The following is an 18351-nucleotide window of genomic DNA, read 5'->3' as shown; positions in this document are numbered from 1 at the left end:
CTGTTGAATAGGTGATCCTTATATAACAGTCAAAGTGTGGCAAGATTGCAGAAGGTAGGGAGCATCATGACACTATTGAAGGAGTCTGCTTTCAGTTTGTTTGGCAAGGCTTATCAGAGCGTTTTGGCACTTGTGTTTGTTATGTTCATATCCAGATTCCTTACTGAAAATCAATATGGAACCTATAGGCAGGCCCTTTTAGTCGCGAATACCATCAATCTAATCCTGCTTCTTGGCATGAATGAGACAATCTCCTACAACTATCGAATCATTGACACTATCAAGCGCAATCAACTCATTACCAACATGTTCGTTATCAAGATCCTGGTTATCCTTCCGGCAGCTTTTATTCTTTTGCTTTCCAGGACATCGTTGAGTAATTTTATGAACAATGATCTCCTGAACGATTATATGCCGGTGATAGCGGCACTGACTATGATTTATGCATTTGAAAGTTTGTTGGAAAGCTATTACTTTGGGTCGGGACAGGCTGTTCTTATGGGAAAGCTTCAGGTCTTATCCTATTCAATTCACTATTCTTTTGCGGTTATAATTATCCTGCTGTCAAAAAGCGAATTTTATTTAATCGTTGAGATTGCGCTGTTTGAGCTGATAAAGAGCGTTGTGATGCTCACAATTATCCTTAGGAAAGAAACATTCAGGTTCAATTTTAACTGGCCGTATCTAAAAGAATTGGTTCGGTTTTCATTTCCAATGGGTGTCTCCTTAATCCTGATTACATTGAATGTCTATGTAGATCAAATGATTGTCTCCGCAAATTTCTCAACAGAGGATTACGCCATATACAACAATGGTGCTATGAACATCCCAATTGTTCAATTGCTGACGGTCACTGTAGGTTCAATCGTACTGCCAAAACTTGCGAAGGAGACCACCGAAAAGTCATTTGAAGATGGACTGCTCCTGTGGAGAGGCGCGGCGACCAATACGGCACTGATTCTCATAACCTTCATGTGGCTGTTCATGATTTTCACTAAAGGCTACGTCCGTTTTGTTTTTTCTGAGCGCTATTTGGATTCCATACCCATCATGAGGGTCTATCTGCTGCGATATATGATTACTTTCGCCATCTATTGCCATCTGTTAATGGTGATTGATAAGAAAAAGTATATTGCCGTTATTTCCCTTTTGGGGATTGTAGGCAACATAATCCTAAGTCTGTATCTAATAAGGATATTTGGGATGATTGGCGCTGCAGTGGCAACTGTGGTTATTCAATATTTTGTTAATTTTATGGAAATATTTACTGTTACAAGATTCACAAAGACAAAGTTCACCGACATTTTTGAATTTAAACGCCTTGCAAAAATTCTGATGACCTCTGGTTCCATTGCAGCCATTTTTGCTTTGATCTCAACACTGTTGCCGCTTGGAGATATCCTCAACTTCTTTGTTTATGGAACCTTATATATTTTGACAACTTTTATCACTTATTTCGCATCAGGTCAAATTGACAAATCACTGATTCAAGTCGTGCTTAAGGGCTTATCCTCGCTGAAAGGAGCCTGATGCATATGGAATATATCATCGTTAAAGTTCTAAGGCTGTCAAAGCGGTATAGGCCATTGTTCATAATGCTTGCAATTTCACTTATTCTCCTGATCTCCTATGTGATGTTCCTTATAGACGGTATTTTTGGAATTCTGACTTTTTTTGGTCTTTCGACTTTGCTTTATTTTCTTATGGCGCATAGAATCAGGGAAATGGTCTTCTTAGCTTTAATTCTAATTGTTGAGAATATCTTCTATATTTTCGATCGATCAAGATTAATATTTATTTACGATCTGAAACAGCTTGCAGGTTTCTTTTTGCTGGTTGTGTTTATCTTGTATCTTCCCAGAATAGTACAGAGCAAGTTTTTACTTTTCAAAAGCATGATGCTGTTTATAGGCTATCACATCATTTCAGTCTTTACTGCTTATTTCACTATTGGCCAGCCACTCATCAAGGGCATCTATAATCTCATGATACCCTCTCTGATTCTTGTCTATTTCTTTGGATGTTTTCTCATTGAGGATCAGAAGCGATATGAGAAATTCAAGACTTTGCTGATCTACTGCTCAATAGTGGCAGGTTTAATTTACATATTGCAGGCTTTTCTGTATCCAAAAATAATTTTTCTGTCTACAGATTTCAGGTACCGATACGGCAATATCCGTTTCACGGAATTCACTGTGTTCATGCTGTTTGGCGCCTTTATTACTATGAACGAGCTTTTAGTCAGACCGGGAAAAGAACTGAAGAGTAAGCGCTTTCTATACGGTCTGGCGCTGCTTATTCAACTTGGCACTTTTCTTTTAATATCTCAAAGCCGCTTTATTACCTTGACATCGCTGATACTGATTGGATTGGCATTGACAACCCTTCAGAGGAGAATCCCAAGGCGTTGGATTCTGGCTTTTCTATTATGGTTTACGCTGGGAATAACCAGTCTGTTAATATTCTTTTATCTTATGGGCAATGTACCACGACTGGATTTTATTTTTGAGACCATTGAGGAAATTGTCACAGTTTCCGGGAATTTGGAAATCAGGTCGTATGCTGTCAAATATTTTTTGGAAAATCTGAAAGGTCATTGGTTATTTGGTTGGGGATCCCTTAATATAGATTATCCGGAAGCGTTGTTTGTATCAGGAAGACGACTTTGGCATTATATGGTGGATGTTGGGATTGTTGGGTACACCTATCAGTATGGTTTTCTTGGGAGCCTTGTCTCGCTTCAACTGACGTTTAAATCACTACAAATTTCATGGTGGATCTACAAGAAAAACCGGAATGTTTTTTTCCCACTTCTGTGTAACGGTGCAGTTTTGATAAATTGTGTGATGGTTTACTTTTTTCAGGAAACAATGGCATTGTTTTATGTAGGACTGATCTATGTCTTTATGGAATTCGAGTATAGAAAAGCCTTTGAGAACGAAAGGGGGGCTCTTAGCAGTGAAAATTCTGATGATCTCACCATGTCCAATGCACCCCTCCAATCAGGGAAACAGAGCCCGTGTTAGAAGTCTTTGCCACGCTATTCAATTAGCAGGTCATGAAGTCGATTTTCTGAATGTGATCATGGAGGCAGGTGACACAGATAAGGATCGACTGTTTGTTGGTGACAGTCACTATCACTCTGTTGAATTCAATTTTAATGAAGCACCCCTCAGCATTGTAAGACGATTTGTAAAAAAGTTTACGGATAGACAATTTATGTTTTATGTCAACAACGGATTAGATGATTATTGTTCTATCAAGACAGTTAACTTTGTCAAGGATCTGGATCAAGTGAGGGGTTATGATGTTCTTTGGGTAGAGTACATATTTTTCAGCAGAATTCTTGAGCACTTTGGATGTGAAAAACTAAAAGTTTTAGATACCCATGATAGATTTACAGATCGTTATAAACTCTATATTCAAAATCACATGCCATACAGGTGGTTTTCTGTATCAGGTGAGGACGAGAAAAAGGCCCTTCTTCGCGCTGACGTCATCATTGCCATCCAGGAGGAAGAAGGCAGGATCTTCGAGCATCTGATCGAGGGACAGAGGCGGGTGAGCGTCATTGGGCATCATGTAACGCTCAGCAAATTGCCTCTTTCGAATCCGAAAGCAATGCTGTTCCTTGCCTCAGGCAATGATTTAAATATCATGACTATTCAACATTTTATCAAAGAGATTTTTCCGATGGTCAGGCGCGAAGTTAGCGACGCTGAGCTCATTATAGCTGGCAGCGTCTGTAATCACCTTCAGGTTGAAGCAGCTGGCATCAGAATGATTGGCATTGTTGAAACACTGGAGACCGCATATGCCATGGCTGACATTGTGATCAATCCAATTTCAAAAGGAACAGGCCTAAAAATCAAAAACGTTGAAGCATTGGCCTTCCACAGGGCCCTTGTCACCTCTTCCAATGGGGCTGAAGGGCTTGATTGTGCCGGTAACACTCATTTTATTGTAGCGGACGAGCCCGAAGAATGCGCGAAGGCCATTGTTGGTCTAATGAAGGATGAAGCCCAGCTTGCAAGAATCGCAGATTCTGGCTATAGTTACGCACAAGGATTCAATGAAGCGGCTGCCAGAGAAATTGATGCTGTTCTAAGCCTGGAAAAGATTATGCGTTGAGGTTTTTATGTCCTTGCGTGATATTCCCAAAGTTTGGTTTGGGGAGGTTAATGCCATGATAATGACAATTTGCGCTTCGAACAACAGAAACGCCATTGTGGATGGCTATGTGGGATTGATCAACCATTTCCACAATAAAAAAGAGCTGATCGCCATCATTCCTGGACTATGCAAATCTGAGGAATTTGATTCAGAGATCCATAGTCTGGTGTTTGAGCACTTCAGAAATAAGGGCAAAATAGCCTCCAAATTATACTGTTTAAGCTTTTACATAAGACTGGCTCAATTGGCCAAGCAGGAGACCGTTGAAGGAATATTTATTTACAGTGATAGCGAATGGCCCAATCTTGTTCACTTGATGATCCCAACACTAAGAAAAATTAAGACGACGGTTTTCATTCATGATCCTAAGCACCATTCGGGAGAACAAAAGATCATTAGGTTTATAAGGAGATTCGCCTACCCGTTTTACGCGAGGAAAGCCACCTGTATTCTATCTTATGAAAAGGCAAAATCAGAGATAGTCGAAATCCATCCGATTTTTAAGGAGGCAAAGCTGGTCTCGGTACGGTTGCCCAGCATGTCAGTCATGGAATTTCAGGATTTGAGGCAAGTGGCAGAGCAGCATAATGCAGCTCTGGAATATGACCTGATTTTTTATGGCAGACTGGAAGCCTATAAAGGTGTGGATTTATTGCTTCAAGCTAACCAATACCTACACACGACAGGCAGATCTGTAAGAATAGTGATTATTGGTGGTCGCGGTGAGTTGAAGGAAGAAGTTAAAAAGGCAGCGGCACAGGATCCAAGTATTACTTTTTTGGATGATTATATATCTAACAGAGCATTAGCAGAATACATAGTGAAATCCAGGGCTGTGATTCTGCCATATCGAGACGCGACAGGGACACAGACTATTCAAATCGCAAATTACTATTATAAACCTGTTATTGTTAATCGTGTAGGCTGCTTTGACGAATATGTCGTTGAAGGGAAAAACGGGTTCTTTATCAGTGAAATGACACCTGAGGGTGTCGGTGAGACTATTCATTCTACGCTGGAGCAAATGGCTGGGCTTGATTATAATCCTGCAAATCTCAGAGAAACATTTGATGCGTTTTTTGACATTGATAATATTGCCAGGGAGATCGAGGACATCATTCAAGGGTAATAAGAATGTTCATTTTTCTTAATCACTCACTGAAGCATAGAGGCAGAAAAGAAGTCACCTAATATATAGAGACGTTAATCTCAATTGCGCGATCAAAAGGGATTTGGACACAAAAAAATAGTGGGGGAGGGTTAATTATGGGATTGCTTGAATTTTACAAGGGAAAAAGTGTGTTTATAACCGGACATACAGGTTTCAAAGGTGCTTGGCTGTGTAAAATTCTTAGTAACGCAGGGGCCAATATTACAGGATATTCACTGGATCCCCCTACCCAACCCAATCTATTTTCTTTGATTCAATCAGATAAGAGGATGAGAACTGTCACAGGAGATGTCAGAGATTTACAAAGTCTCTTGGAATGCATGAGGGAATCGCAGGCAGAAATCGCTATCCATTTGGCAGCTCAACCTATTGTAAGAACTTCATTTACAGAACCACGCTTAACTTATGAGACAAATGTTATGGGAACAGTCAATTTCTTTGAAGCCATCCGGGCATGTGATACGGTCAAGTCTGTGATCAATGTGACAACTGACAAAGTTTACGAGAACAAGGAATGGATCTGGGGGTACAGAGAAAATGATACACTGAATGGTTTTGATCCCTATTCAAACAGCAAATCCTGCTCTGAGCTGGTTACTCATTGCTATAAGGCATCCTTTCTTGGGGATAAGGAAATCAGTGTTTCCACCGCCCGAGCAGGCAATGTGATCGGAGGTGGCGATTTTGCTGCAGACAGAATTATTCCCGATTGTGTCAGGGCGGCACTTGGGAGCAAAATGATCCATGTTAGAAATCCTGATTCCATAAGGCCTTATCAGCATGTTTTAGAGGCTCTTGGTGCCTATCTTTTAATCGCGAGAGCACAGTATGAGAATCGTCAACTTGAAGGGGCGTATAATGTCGGTCCGAATGAGGAAGAATTCATCACTACCGGTGAACTGACGCGATTATTCTGTGAATTGTGGGGAGAAGGCGTTGAGGTCGACTATGAAACCAGCAATGGGCCTCATGAAACTGGCCGCCTAAGATTGGACTGTTCAAAAATAAAAAGCCACTTGGGCTGGAGACCGAAATGGAATATTGAAACTGCTTTGGAAAAAACCATAGTATGGTCAAAGGCTTATTCCGTAGATTCTGACATAAATGAAATTATGGATGAGCAAATCATAGAATATTTTGCAAAGGATTAAGAAATATCAAGCGCGAACCTTCAATAAACTTCAGGAAGATAAGATGTCTGTTTCAAATTTGAAGCATCATTCAATTTGACGTCATATTCTATTAAGAGGTGAAGCTTATGTCTTTTTTATTCATGAAGACCTCTTTGGAGGGTCTGATCTTGATTGAGCCAGATTGTCACTTTGATGAGCGGGGCTATTTTATTAAGGAATTTGAAAAAGGTGAGTTCTTAAAAAATGGAATTGATATTGAGATCTATGAGACGTTTGAGTCTATGTCTCATAAAGGAACTTTGAGGGGGCTTCATTTCCAGTCAAAATTTCCACAGGGAAAACTAATACGTGTGACTCGGGGGTCCGCGTTCGATGTCGCAGTAGACCTCAGGGTGAATTCCCCAACATTAGGACGTTGGGCAGGCTTTGATTTGGATGAACGGAATAATTGCATTCTCTACATCCCGGAGGGTTTCGCGCATGGGTTCCTGGCTCTTGAAGATGAAACAGTCATTACCTACAAGTGTACCGATCGGTACAGTAAGCCTCATGATAGTGGAATCTTGTGGAATGACGAGGATTTGGCAATAAAGTGGCCGCTACATTTAATTGAGGGTGAGCTGACTATCTCTGAGAGAGACTTGTTACATCCTAGTTTTAGGACTTATTTGAAAACCTTGTCATTACCGAAATAAAGACGGCGCGTATCCTATCGTGATATGAAAATAATTCACGATGGGAAACGCGCCTTTGTTATTTTTGCATGTATTATTCTTTAAACAACTCAAACGTAGGGATCCTGCGGTTTTTTTATAAAGAGGTTCTCATTCAGACTGTAAGATCCCTTCATGAAGATTTTATGCTTTACAATCCACCAGGCTGGCACCCAAATGTATTTATGCATCGCTGGTGATGCACTTCCGACCATCCAACAGCGCCTGTCACAGGATTTTGTCTGTTTTCTGATCTCATTGGCCTGCTCAGAATTCCAAAGTTCCTCCCAGCTCTGATCCTTCAGGTTTCCCATAACCGCTTTTTGAACCATTCCGTTGCATGGAATAACATCACTGTATGGATCAATGAAAAATCCGTTTTTTGACATATCGCATGGTAACAGTCTTGGATTTCCATAGAGATAATTGATCAGGCCGTGGTTAAAGTAAGCGCGGAACCATTGTTTTGGAGAATTGCTTTTCAACATCTCATTGATCAGCAGTTCGATATTCTTAGAGACCCGATATGGTTCAGATATTCTATTGTCCATCTTATGAAAATAAAAGGAATTATGGAGAGTTGACGTGGCGAATTCAAGTCCAAGCGATTCCGCGAGATTGTAGAGAGGGATCAGATCTTCACAATTTATATCCTGTATGGTCATGGCCAAGCCAATGTCTTTATGGCCCATATCAACCAGTGTTTTCAGCGTCTGATAACCACGTTCAAACCCGTTTGGGATCCCACGAATCTGATCGTTGGTTTCAGCCAGTCCCTCGATGCTGATGCGAATGCCGACATTTGAGAAATTTCTGCATAAGTTCAGGATCCGGTCTGTGAAAAAGCCATTGGTTGAGATAACAATTCGGTTTGTCTTTTCATAGAGTGCTTCGACTATTTCAGGTAAATCCTGGCGAATGAAAGGCTCACCGCCTGTTATATTAGTGAAAGCCATTTCAGGCAGTTTTCTGATCACCTCAAGTGTGATTTCTTCATTTGGTTCTGTTGGATATTTGAAACAGTCGCACATATTACAGCGCGCGTTGCAGCGATAGGTGACAATAACAGTGCCATAAAGTGATCTCTTACTCATAATATGCCCCCACAAGTCTCAATGCAGATCAGGCTTGGTAGATTTGCATCAGTTGATCGCAATATTCAGGGAGTGTCGCGAATTTTTTGCTTAAGCAATTCATTCTATAAGAAGATAATAGTTCCTGGTCATTCCAGAGACGTTCTATAGAGCTCGTCAGAGCCTTATAGTCGCCACTGGTAAACAACTCGCCTGAGACACCGTCTTCGATCAACTCAGGGATACCACCAATATTGGCGCCAATGACAGGTGTCCCCAGAATTTGAGACTCCATGACGGAGAACGGGCAGTTTTCGTACCATTCAGAGGGGTAAATACTGAAACTGGCTTTCCTTATGAGATCATCCAATGCTGCTCCTGTTAAAAATCCAAGGTTTGTAACGTTAGGCATGCTGCAAAGTTCTTGTTCCAATGGTCCTGTTCCAGCAAAGACAAATGGGATCTGTGGCAGGGACTTACAGGCATTAAGAAGTGTCTTAATACCCTTTTCCACTGAATAACGGCCAAAATATAGGACATACTGCTCTTTATTTGACTGGATTTCCTCAAACTCAGCTATAAAGTTATGAAGCGGTATTGTTTTGCCTTTTAAAGTTGGATTGGCGGAGATTTTATCTTCCATAAAATAGGAAGGACAGATTACATGGTCAATAAACTTATATGTTCCGAGTCGTCTGTAAAGGTATCCCTCAAAGGCACCAATCAGGCTTCTCGCCAGTGAATTGTGTATACATTTCAATTTAACGCAATTCCAGTAGTGGCCTTCCTGACACCGTTCACAGTTTTCTCTCGTGGAAGGTACATTCATCATATGATTGGGACAGATCAACTGGTAATCGTGGGCTGTATATACAATTGAGATTTTTCGCTGTTTTTTTCTCTCAAAAGCTTTGATTTCATAAAGTATGGAAGGGGTGATCTGAAAATTGAAATTATTCAAATGGATCACTTCTGGGTCGAACGCTTCAAGTATAGCTCTAATTTTCCTCCTGGCTTCAAGCGAATAGATAATTTTAAAAGGATAAACCAATTTAACCAGCTTGCCAGAGTGAAAGTCCAGATTTGAAATGTAAGCGTCAGCACGGTTGGAAACAGTTCGTCGTTCATGATCCATTCCAAAGTACTCGACTTCGTGCCCATGAGCTTTTAGATAGTCACCAAGTTTAAAAATATAGGTTTCGGAGCCGCCGTTTGGAAATAGGAATTTGTTGACCATCAATATTTTCATGGTTTAACCAGTCCTTTAAATTATGAGGGTTAAGTGATGATATCGAATAGTTTGATCAGTCATATTTTTCTTCGATATATTACCCGGGAAGTTATTTGTCCCATTTTTTCCAGAATGCGTTATTTTTTCTCCAAAGTGCTTCAAGATAGTTCAAATCACGTTCGTGGTCAACACAGGCCCATAAACCCTCATGCCGAAAGACAGCAACCTTACCTTCAACCGCCAAAGTATCTAAAGTGCCAATTTCGAGATCGCAGGCAGGATCTGTTGAAAGATAATTCATGAGCGTTTTGTTAAATACCATATAGCCACCGTTAATCATACCTTGTGATGCCTGTGCTTTTTCTTCAAAGGCAGTGAGTACATCGCCGTCAGCAGTCAACTCCCCAAATCTGGCAGGGGGGTGAACGCCAGAAATTGTGACAATTTTACCCATCTTCTTGTGAAACTCAATTGTCTCCAGTATGTTGATATCTGCGACACCGTCTCCATAGGTCAACAAATTGATGTCTTCATCCAAAAAGCTCTCAATCCGTTTAAGTCTAGCGCCTTTCAAGGTGTCTAGCCCTGTCTCGACCAAAGTAATTTTCCAGTCATCCTCACAGTGATTGCTGTGATATTCGATACTTTTTTCTTTGAGATTCACTGTAAAATCGCTGTTCTGTGACTCGTAGTGTAAAAAATAATCCTTGATCACGTCGCCTCTGTATCCGAGGCAAATGATAAACTCCTTAATGCCATAGTATGAGTAAATTTTCATGATGTGCCACAGCAGAGGTCTGCCGCCAACTTGTATCATGGGTTTTGGAATGGTATTGGTCAAATTGCCCAGTCTGCTGCCATAGCCGCCTGCTAAAATAACCAACTTCATTCAGAGCCCTCCTCCGGGTTTTGCGCTAATAGTTCAAATCATATTTCACACCAATAAACTTTCTCATCAAGGTATGTTTTAAGCCTGATTTAATATCAGTATCAGTCAAATAACCCCAAGTGTCGATCAAGCCCTGAATCTGCAGGTCTGTAAGTACGGTGTTCATGAAATATAAAAGCCGCTTGTGCCTTCGAATCTGATCAATGAGATAATGCCGGATGTCATGATCAAGGTACTCCCAGATTCTCAGAGTATCCTGATTAGCGCTGGCATTTTGCGCCACTCTGTAAAAATTCAGGGTCTCGTTGATCAGAAACACATTAAAGTGTCTGCAATAATTCGCGTGAAGGACGTAATCACTTGAAGGGTAATAGTCAGGATTATAGCCACCAAGTTCAATAAGAAGTTCACGCTTCATCATCACGCCAAGAGAGCCCGCACTTTTATTGCCAAGGAAAAAATCAAATAAAGTAAGGCGTTTTGAATGTCTTGATAGTATTTGCTTCAGCTTTGGAAAATGGCTGTTATGAGTCTTGACACGTTCTGAGTATCCGCCTTGATAGACCGTGTTGTATTTAAAAAAAAGACCATCCACACCCTGAATCATGTGTTTTTGACATTCAGAAAGGAAATTTGGGCTCAACCAATCATCATCATTCAGAATTGATATATAGTCTCCTCTTGCCAATTCAATACATCTGTTCCAGTTGCTGTACAGGCCGACGTTAGCCTCGTTTTTAAAATAATAAAGATTGTCTCTTTGGTACTTCTGGATTACTGCAGGAACATTATTTTCATCCGGATCATTATCCACGACTATGATCTCAAAGTCTTCAAAGTCTGTTTGACTGAATGCGCTTTCAAGAGCATGTTCAAGAAGCAGAGGCCGTTTGAAGGTAGGGATGGCAATGGTAACCTTCCTTTTGATTCTCTCTGGGTTATCTTCGAACGGGACTGATTTTACAAGCCTGATTTTTTCGAAGTTGTCCTGATAATCGAAAAAGCCTTTTGACATATGACCACCTCCGCTGGCATAACGGTCACGACGATTACCATTACTAATTTTTTATAGTTATACCCCAAATAGTAATATAAAAAAGCCAATCGTGAATTTTTTCATCAACATCACACTCTGCAATGTTCATGAATTTTATTATTTAAAGGATCTTTAAAAATGAAGAGGGAACACAAGTCGATTTCTTAAATGACCTGTGTTCCCTAAAATTTAAAAGATTAAATGTGGCAATTAGTTGACTAGTATTTTTGATCCAACAAGGCAAGCGTTGTTACCTTGTAAAGGTCAAGTATTCTCATTCCGCCGAGATCGTTACCTGTTAAAGACAAAGAGACGACGTTGCCATTTTCTGTTCCAATAGCAGCATTGAAGTTATTTGTTGAACCAATGACAAAGACATTGTTTTTGATATTTCCATTCTTAAGATTGTAAATGTGGATCGCAGGGCTCAACGCGATGCTAGTGTTGATAAATTTGTTGCTGTCTACAGTAACATTGTCAATAAAGAGCCGGCCAAGTACTAAAACATTGTTGCCATCAGAGATCTCATTGTTGGCCACATAGACATCTGTGCCATCCAGAACGAAGTTGGACCATTTATTGTTGTATACTTTGTTTTTTATGATATCTGCATTTGTTGAGGTCATATTGTCGCGCTTTTCCAGGTTTGGATCTATGGAGCTGATGCCATTGTTGCATTTGGAAATATCATTCTCGCTGATCACAATATTGGATGTTCTGCTTCCATATTGAATACCATTCGCGAGTTTATTTTTGATAACGTTTTTGTGAATGGTTATATTTTTTGCATAGCCTGGATTTTCCCGCATGCCTGAAACAATGGATATACCTTCGCTGGTGCCACCGTCCATGTAGTTATTTTGGAAAACAGCATTCTCCAGATAGAGGTTGCCAAGCCATTCAGGCATAGCCATTATGCCTATATCAGTATTAAGTATAGTGTTGTTTTCGATCAGAATATCATTAACTTTACTCTGAAGGTTGATAGAGATATAGCCGTTGTTTCGGAAAGTGTTGTTTTGAACTTTAATTTTCGTTGAATCCAGGACCAACAGCAATGATACACCAACCTGATCGTTAGCATAAACGCCTCTGGTTTTACCACCATCCAGGGTAAAGTTTCTGAAGGTTATATTTGTTTGGTCTTCAGCTGACACCATGGATTGAACCCATGGCGCTGAGGAGTAGATTACCGGCAGATTGAGGACCGCTTTACCCATGCCGTCATAAATCGCGTTACTTTTCAGGCTCAGCCCCTTGATATTCATTTGTGGAATATCGAAGTAATAGATTGCATTGCCTGAAGAAATAGCACTATTAACCGCTTTAGTGTCATCATGAAGAACCATGACGCCGGAAGCAGAAGTGGATGCATTTGTTGAAAGGGTAAGCTTATTTCCATCAACCGCTTTAACAGTTGTGATCAGCCAATAATTGGTTTCTTTGTTATTACCAGCGCTCTTAATGGCAATGCCATGTCCAACTTTAAAGTCATGGGCGGAGGTAGAAAGCGTCAGAACGCTGGAACCTGCTCCAATACTGCCGGTGAATTCCTTGAGACTTCCAGAGATATTGGAAAAACTGCTTAGATAAACTTTTTTCATGGTGGCGTCTGCTGTACTGGTAGCTAAAGTGCTGGACTGGCCTGCAGTTGATGTAGAAGCTGTAGTGCTGGTGGAAATTGAAGCAGATGTGGAATTAGTAGTAGAGGTAGTAGGATAGGTAGGTGCCGATGGCTGGGTGACGACAGGCTGGGTTACAGCAGGCGCCTTCACCTCTACAGTTCTATATGCGTATGCAATATTTCCAGCAGCATCAGATGCAGTATATTTGACAACATATTTGCCTGCTACACGTGTGTTGACAGTATTCGTTGCTGTGACAGTAACTCGTCCGCTGACACTGTCATATGCAGTCGCGCCAGCATCCACATAGGATGCTCCAACAAGTATTGAGATATAACTGCTGCCGTTAAGCGAAATTACTGGTGCAGTCCAGTCCTTTTTAACATAGTTCATTCTTTTGCTGAAATTTGTGGCGCTCGTAACAGAATAGTCGTAACTGCCAGTATATTGAGTCGTATAGGCAAGGCTTGGCATTATGCCCAGGATCAGTGCTCCTGTCAAGAGCAGTGCTAATTTTTTCTTAAACTTAATCATATGTCGGTCTCCTTTGGCTGTAAGTATTCTACTCAAATAAAAGATGCTTCAATGACCCAATTCGAAAGTTATGTTGCTGGTTTGGCCATAAGCATATTAATGGCTTGCTTGAATTGCTTCTCCTTTCCACACATTTCAATAAACAAAAAATATGGTCTTGCGTTATTGCTGCTGCACTGTTAAATACTGTATCTATTTCAACACAATACAAAAACTTCCCTTGGGTAACTGGCTGCCATTTAACAGGCCCTTTAGTTTTGCGTCCCAATCTTTCGATTGGTTTGCCGTTTATCAGTAGAAGTTTTTATTGTATGTGATGCTCACGCACGTTGAAATTAATTGCTGAAATTATAACAGACTATGATGATGGATTTGATATATTCAATTTCTATTGATAGTGTTCAACTTCTTACTGGAGTTCTTATGTTGACATAATATTAATTTATAAGCGTTGTTATGTCAACACATATATTGTCGAAATTTTGGTTACAATATGGTTATGAGTATCTGCGATTTAGCTCAATAGTCTTGTACCGCCTGATTGAAGGGTATTTATATTATCAGTCTTGGATCGATGACTATGTAGTTTCGTTAACAAATTAAAGAGGCTGATTATGTAGTTGCGCATAAAATAATTATAAATTGATTAAAGTGTATTATGTAAATATATGGGGTATAAATTCTAAAAAATTAAGAAATTATTAAATGTCGGGTTACACAAAAAAACATCAGCTGCCATATAAAAAGGTGGAATGGGTTATGAGGGACTGAGTGATTTTATCATTTCAGAATAATTTTGCATAGATAGAAAGCATGGCGCTTCAGACATCTGAGAGGGGTGAGATCAATGTTAAAAACAAATTGTCATAAATTGTTGATGGTGTTTTGTCTTTTGATACTTTTTTCTGCTCCGGTTTATGCGGCTGATCCAATTCAGATTACCACCTGGGAGGAGCTCGACAACGTAAGAGATGGATTGGATTTGGATTACATACTTATGAACGATCTTGATCAAACTACAGATGGCTATGATACCTATGTTGGCGTTGCAGGAGGCTGGTCGCCAATAGGTGTATTTGTTCCAGCTGATATTGATGGGTTAAGACTTGGTGAATGGGATGCAGACGCTTCAAGCTCTCCATTCACAGGCTCATTTAATGGCAATGGTTTCACGATATCAGATTTAATTATTGACCGATATTATGAAGGAACTAATGTTACTGATGACCCTCCATCTTATGATAGCTTCGGTCAAGGTCTTTTTGGCTACTTAAATGATGCTGAGGTTTATAACCTTAAAATTTTAAATGCCTCTGTATCGGGTTTCAGACATGTCGGTATTCTTGCCGGATACACTCGATCGTCGACGCTGTCTGGTATAGAAACCAGTGGCGAGTTAAATACGCGCCATAATGGAGGCGGGCTTGTAGGAACGATTAGAGAGAACACTCTCGTTCAGAATTGCAGTTCGATTGCTGATGTTGAAGGCGATGGCGTAGACGGCGGATCACTGCGTACCGGCGGCTTGTTTGGCGCTGTCCATACCAGCACGGTACAGGACTGCTTCACAAACGGAACTGTAAAAGGTGACGCAATGGATCAAGGTGGTCTCGCAGGTTCTATTTATGGAACAATTGTCGGTGGAGATGATTATGATAAATATGATAAAAACTCTTATGTTGGTTCACTCATCATAAGATGTCATACTTCTGGCCCTGTCTCTGGCAGAGGCGCAGTTGGAGGTTTGATTGGCAGCACCAACCAGGCTTCAGTGGTTGAGGACTGCTATACTACTGGGGAAGTTTTCGCTACATCTCAGGAGGTAGGCGGATTAATCGGAAACACCAATTATTTTTCTCATGTCATAAGATCTTACTCGACAAGCGATGTTACTGGCAACGGTTCGTGGGTTGGTGGGCTTGTTGGTATTGTCTGTAACTATTCTGTTGTCGAACAAAGTTTTGCTACCGGGGATGTTTCAAATGGAAGAATACTAACCGGCGGACTAGTTGGACACTTGAGTACTGGCGGAGTAATCCTTGACAGCTACGCGCTTGGCAACATTTTAGGTCTCGGCGGCGGAGTCGGCGGTTTGGTCGGAAGTGTTGAAGGTGTGCTTTTAAATGATAAGACCGACCCATCAGATGATGAAGTCCTGGGCGCAACCATTTTAAGAAGTTATTCAGCAGGAAGTCCGGCTGGCCCTTACAGTCTTGGCGGTTTAATTGGGGATATCCGACAAGGGACAGTAACTGATAGTTATTGGGATATTGAAACGAGCGGAAGGGAGGATTCACCAAGTGGGACTTACCTCACCAGTTATGAAATGCAGCAGCAAGGCAGTTTTTCAGAGTGGGACTTCGGAAGTGTATGGGGTATTGAATCTGGTTCTTATCCATATCTGCTATGGCAAGAAAATGATTATATCCCATATTTGCCAGTCTTGAATGCTGTTTATGATAACGTTGAAATTCAAGAAGACAGCGCTGTGAATTTGATTGATGTCTTGCTTAATGACATAGGTACTCAATTGGAAATTGACGTTGTAACAGCAGCGGCCAATGGCGATGTTGAGATCTCTGATAATAAGGTTTCCTACAGCCCTATGACTGATTTTTACGGATTTGACAGTTTTGAATATACTGTCAGTGATGGAAGCGATAATACTGAAACTGCAGTAGTGTTTATAAGAATCAATAATTACGTAGCTGAAAATGATACATCGAGTGTAAATAAAAATTCTTCGGAAAATGTAATAGATGTGTTGGCAAATGACATTTACTCAAATTCAAATAATGGGATATCTTATTCGATAACTGCTGTCACTGATAGCGAAAACGGTACAATTACTTTCAATTCGAATGAGGTTATCTATACACCGGATTTTGATTTTTATGGTGATGACAGTTTCAGTTACACGATAACAGATACTTCTAATGAACAAATAACATATACAGCAACGGTTTTTGTTACAGTTTTAGATGACAATAATGTTCCAATGGCATTTGATGACACACGGACCGTTTATCAGGACAGCGTGAACAATACAATTAATGTATTGGCAAATGACACTGATTTGGATGACGACACGCTGGTGGTTACTGGTGTGACTGAAGCCTCAAACGGTACTGTGACGTTTACAGCTTCAGCTGCTTCCTACACACCGGATGCAAACTATACCGGCACAGACAGCTTCACCTATACCATCAGCGATGGCAATGGGGGAACTGATACGGCAACTGTCACTGTAACAGTTAAGGAGAAAACCAGCAGCGGTGGCAGTAGTGGTGGCGGAAGTATAACTGTACCAGAACCTGAAATAGTAGTAACAACGGAAAGTACCCTTCAATCCACAGTGAATTCAACTGAAATTTCATCTGTAATAAATAACGGAAGTGCAGTTGCGGATATTTCAACTGACATCGTGGATGCGCTTTTAGATAAAGCCAAGGGTACAGAGGGTAACGAAAAAGGAGATTTGATTGAGGTCATAGTTGAGGTAAACGGTGATATTGAAGGCATTGAATTTAATCTTCAATCCACGGACTTAAAAGAACTTGTGACGTCATCAGAGGCAAGTTTCAAATTAACATCTCCTTTTATATCCATGACTTTTGACTATGATGCGCTAAAAGTTATAGACGCAGTTAATACGCAAGGTGAAATCGTCATAGCGGCTAGCGCGGTAATGGACAACGAGCTTTCAGAAACAGACAAGCTTTTAGTCAAGGACAGACCAGTCTATGAACTGACAATCACAAAGGGAGGAACTAAAGTTACGAGTTTTGGTGAGGGTCACGTCACAGTTGTGATTCCATATGAACCTAAAGTTGGAGAAGACCATGAAGCCATAGTGTTATACTTCCTCTCAGATCAAGGCGTTTTACAACTGGTCACTGGAAATTATGATGAGCAGTTGAAATCAGTTGTTTTCGAAACGAATCATTTTTCAGAATTTGTGATTGGTTACAATCCTATAACATTCGCAGACGTTACAGAGCAAGCCTGGTATAAAAATGCAGTTGACTTTGTTGCCGCTCGTGGAATTGCTTCTGGCACAGGTGCTAGTAAATTTGAACCAGAGACTCAATTAAACAGAGCTGATTTTGTAGTAATGTTGATGAATACTTATGCGTCAGATCTGGAAAAACTAAGTGGCAACCAACAAATAGGCAACTTTGATGATGCTGGCAACACCTATTACACAGACGAGCTGTTGACAGCGAAAAGACTTGGATTAATTAACGGCACTGGACAAAACCTCTTCGAACCTGAGCTTGAAATAACCAGACAAGAGATGATGGTTATTTTGCACAATATGCTCAAGGTCCTGGGGGAAGTGCCAGCTCCATTTATGAATCTGCAGCTTTCAAGTTTCAATGATGCGGATCAAGTAGCGGATTGGGCTGAAGAAGCGATAGCTTCGTTTGTCAATTCAGGTATTGTTGTTGGGTACAACTATAACTTAAATCCTGAAGATTTCATGACTCGAGCTGAAATAGCACAAATTCTGTTCAATTTACTATCCAAATAATTGAAGGATTTATGAAAGGGTGAAGTACGCAATTTGTACTTCACTTTTTTTATAATGTGAACATATAAGACTTAATGTTTGATTTTAAGGTAATAGTTATTCACTTCTGAAAACCATTAAGTATACAAGATTTTAAGGAAATTCCGTCGAGTATTATGTAAACAAAAGGGTATATAAATACAAATTCGTGATGATTTAAAGGGAGGATGCCTATGTATCGGTATTCAAATGTCAGATAT

12 protein-coding genes and 1 riboswitch are annotated in these 18351 nt (G+C 40.4%); of the genes, 7 read left to right on the top strand and 5 right to left on the bottom strand.

What is annotated here, in order from left to right; all coding sequences use genetic code 11:
• Positions 1 to 66 precede the first annotated feature (66 nt).
• From OEL90_RS07125 to rfbC, 6 genes are all read left to right on the top strand, one after another.
• Entirely contained in the window at positions 67 to 1530 is a 1464-nt protein-coding gene (locus tag OEL90_RS07125; RefSeq protein WP_291404369.1) for an oligosaccharide flippase family protein, read from the top strand.
• Between the two features lie 5 nt (positions 1531 to 1535).
• A complete protein-coding gene (locus OEL90_RS07120) occupies positions 1536 to 3026 on the top strand; it encodes a hypothetical protein (protein WP_291404367.1) in 1491 nt (496 codons plus the stop codon).
• Positions 2959 to 4131 carry a glycosyltransferase family 4 protein gene (locus tag OEL90_RS07115; protein ID WP_291404365.1) on the top strand — a complete coding sequence of 391 codons (1173 nt, stop codon included), beginning with the start codon at positions 2959 to 2961 and terminating at the stop codon, positions 4129 to 4131. The genes OEL90_RS07120 and OEL90_RS07115 overlap by 68 nt, the downstream gene beginning before the upstream one ends.
• Before the next feature lie 55 nt (positions 4132 to 4186).
• Positions 4187 to 5302: a glycosyltransferase family 4 protein gene (locus OEL90_RS07110; protein WP_291404364.1), complete on the top strand. Its 1116-nt coding sequence runs from the start codon at positions 4187 to 4189 to the stop codon at positions 5300 to 5302.
• Positions 5303 to 5439: 137 nt separating this feature from the next.
• Entirely contained in the window at positions 5440 to 6495 is a 1056-nt protein-coding gene (gene rfbG, locus OEL90_RS07105; protein WP_291404362.1) for a CDP-glucose 4,6-dehydratase, read from the top strand.
• A 107-nt stretch (positions 6496 to 6602) separates the two neighbouring features.
• Complete coding sequence (gene rfbC, locus OEL90_RS07100) at positions 6603 to 7172, top strand: dTDP-4-dehydrorhamnose 3,5-epimerase (RefSeq protein ID WP_291404359.1); 570 nt, start codon at positions 6603 to 6605, stop codon at positions 7170 to 7172.
• 89 nt (positions 7173 to 7261) lie between these two features.
• Here rfbC and OEL90_RS07095 read toward each other — a convergent pair whose 3' ends face one another.
• From OEL90_RS07095 to OEL90_RS07075, 5 genes are all read right to left on the bottom strand, one after another.
• Positions 7262 to 8284, bottom strand: a complete 1023-nt coding sequence (locus OEL90_RS07095) for a radical SAM protein (protein ID WP_291404357.1) — start codon at positions 8282 to 8284, stop codon at positions 7262 to 7264.
• A 28-nt stretch (positions 8285 to 8312) separates the two neighbouring features.
• Positions 8313 to 9512: a glycosyltransferase gene (locus OEL90_RS07090; protein ID WP_291404355.1), complete on the bottom strand. Its 1200-nt coding sequence runs from the start codon at positions 9510 to 9512 to the stop codon at positions 8313 to 8315.
• Positions 9513 to 9603: 91 nt separating this feature from the next.
• Positions 9604 to 10383, bottom strand: a complete 780-nt coding sequence (rfbF, locus tag OEL90_RS07085) for a glucose-1-phosphate cytidylyltransferase (RefSeq protein WP_291404353.1) — start codon at positions 10381 to 10383, stop codon at positions 9604 to 9606.
• Between the two features lie 25 nt (positions 10384 to 10408).
• Positions 10409 to 11398: a glycosyltransferase family 2 protein gene (locus tag OEL90_RS07080; RefSeq protein ID WP_291404351.1), complete on the bottom strand. Its 990-nt coding sequence runs from the start codon at positions 11396 to 11398 to the stop codon at positions 10409 to 10411.
• Positions 11399 to 11637: 239 nt separating this feature from the next.
• Entirely contained in the window at positions 11638 to 13578 is a 1941-nt protein-coding gene (locus tag OEL90_RS07075; protein WP_291404348.1) for an immunoglobulin-like domain-containing protein, read from the bottom strand.
• A 220-nt stretch (positions 13579 to 13798) separates the two neighbouring features.
• A riboswitch (cyclic di-GMP riboswitch) is annotated at positions 13799 to 13874 on the bottom strand.
• Between the two features lie 551 nt (positions 13875 to 14425).
• On the opposite strand from OEL90_RS07075, the gene OEL90_RS07070 reads away from it, so the two are divergent.
• The gene (locus tag OEL90_RS07070) at positions 14426 to 18112 is read left to right on the top strand and encodes an Ig-like domain-containing protein (RefSeq protein ID WP_291404346.1); all 3687 of its coding nucleotides are present in this window, start codon (positions 14426 to 14428) and stop codon (positions 18110 to 18112) included.
• Positions 18113 to 18351 lie beyond the last annotated feature (239 nt).

This window comes from Acidaminobacter sp. (genome assembly GCF_030247605.1).
Lineage (GTDB): Bacteria > Bacillota > Clostridia > Peptostreptococcales > Acidaminobacteraceae > Acidaminobacter.
The sequence above is the reverse complement of the archived record's forward strand: the minus strand, read 5'-3'. Positions and strand labels throughout refer to the sequence as shown.

Coding starts and splice junctions, on each gene's coding strand:
- rfbF (WP_291404353.1), bottom strand. CDS start 10,383: ATGAAGTTGGTTATTTTAGCAGGCGGCTATGGCAGCAGACTGGGCAAT.
- OEL90_RS07120 (WP_291404367.1), top strand. CDS start 1,536: ATGGAATATATCATCGTTAAAGTTCTAAGGCTGTCAAAGCGGTATAGG.
- OEL90_RS07110 (WP_291404364.1), top strand. CDS start 4,187: ATGATAATGACAATTTGCGCTTCGAACAACAGAAACGCCATTGTGGAT.
- OEL90_RS07080 (WP_291404351.1), bottom strand. CDS start 11,398: ATGTCAAAAGGCTTTTTCGATTATCAGGACAACTTCGAAAAAATCAGG.
- rfbG (WP_291404362.1), top strand. CDS start 5,440: ATGGGATTGCTTGAATTTTACAAGGGAAAAAGTGTGTTTATAACCGGA.
- OEL90_RS07075 (WP_291404348.1), bottom strand. CDS start 13,578: ATGATTAAGTTTAAGAAAAAATTAGCACTGCTCTTGACAGGAGCACTG.
- OEL90_RS07090 (WP_291404355.1), bottom strand. CDS start 9,512: ATGAAAATATTGATGGTCAACAAATTCCTATTTCCAAACGGCGGCTCC.
- OEL90_RS07095 (WP_291404357.1), bottom strand. CDS start 8,284: ATGAGTAAGAGATCACTTTATGGCACTGTTATTGTCACCTATCGCTGC.
- OEL90_RS07125 (WP_291404369.1), top strand. CDS start 67: ATGACACTATTGAAGGAGTCTGCTTTCAGTTTGTTTGGCAAGGCTTAT.
- OEL90_RS07070 (WP_291404346.1), top strand. CDS start 14,426: ATGTTAAAAACAAATTGTCATAAATTGTTGATGGTGTTTTGTCTTTTG.
- rfbC (WP_291404359.1), top strand. CDS start 6,603: ATGTCTTTTTTATTCATGAAGACCTCTTTGGAGGGTCTGATCTTGATT.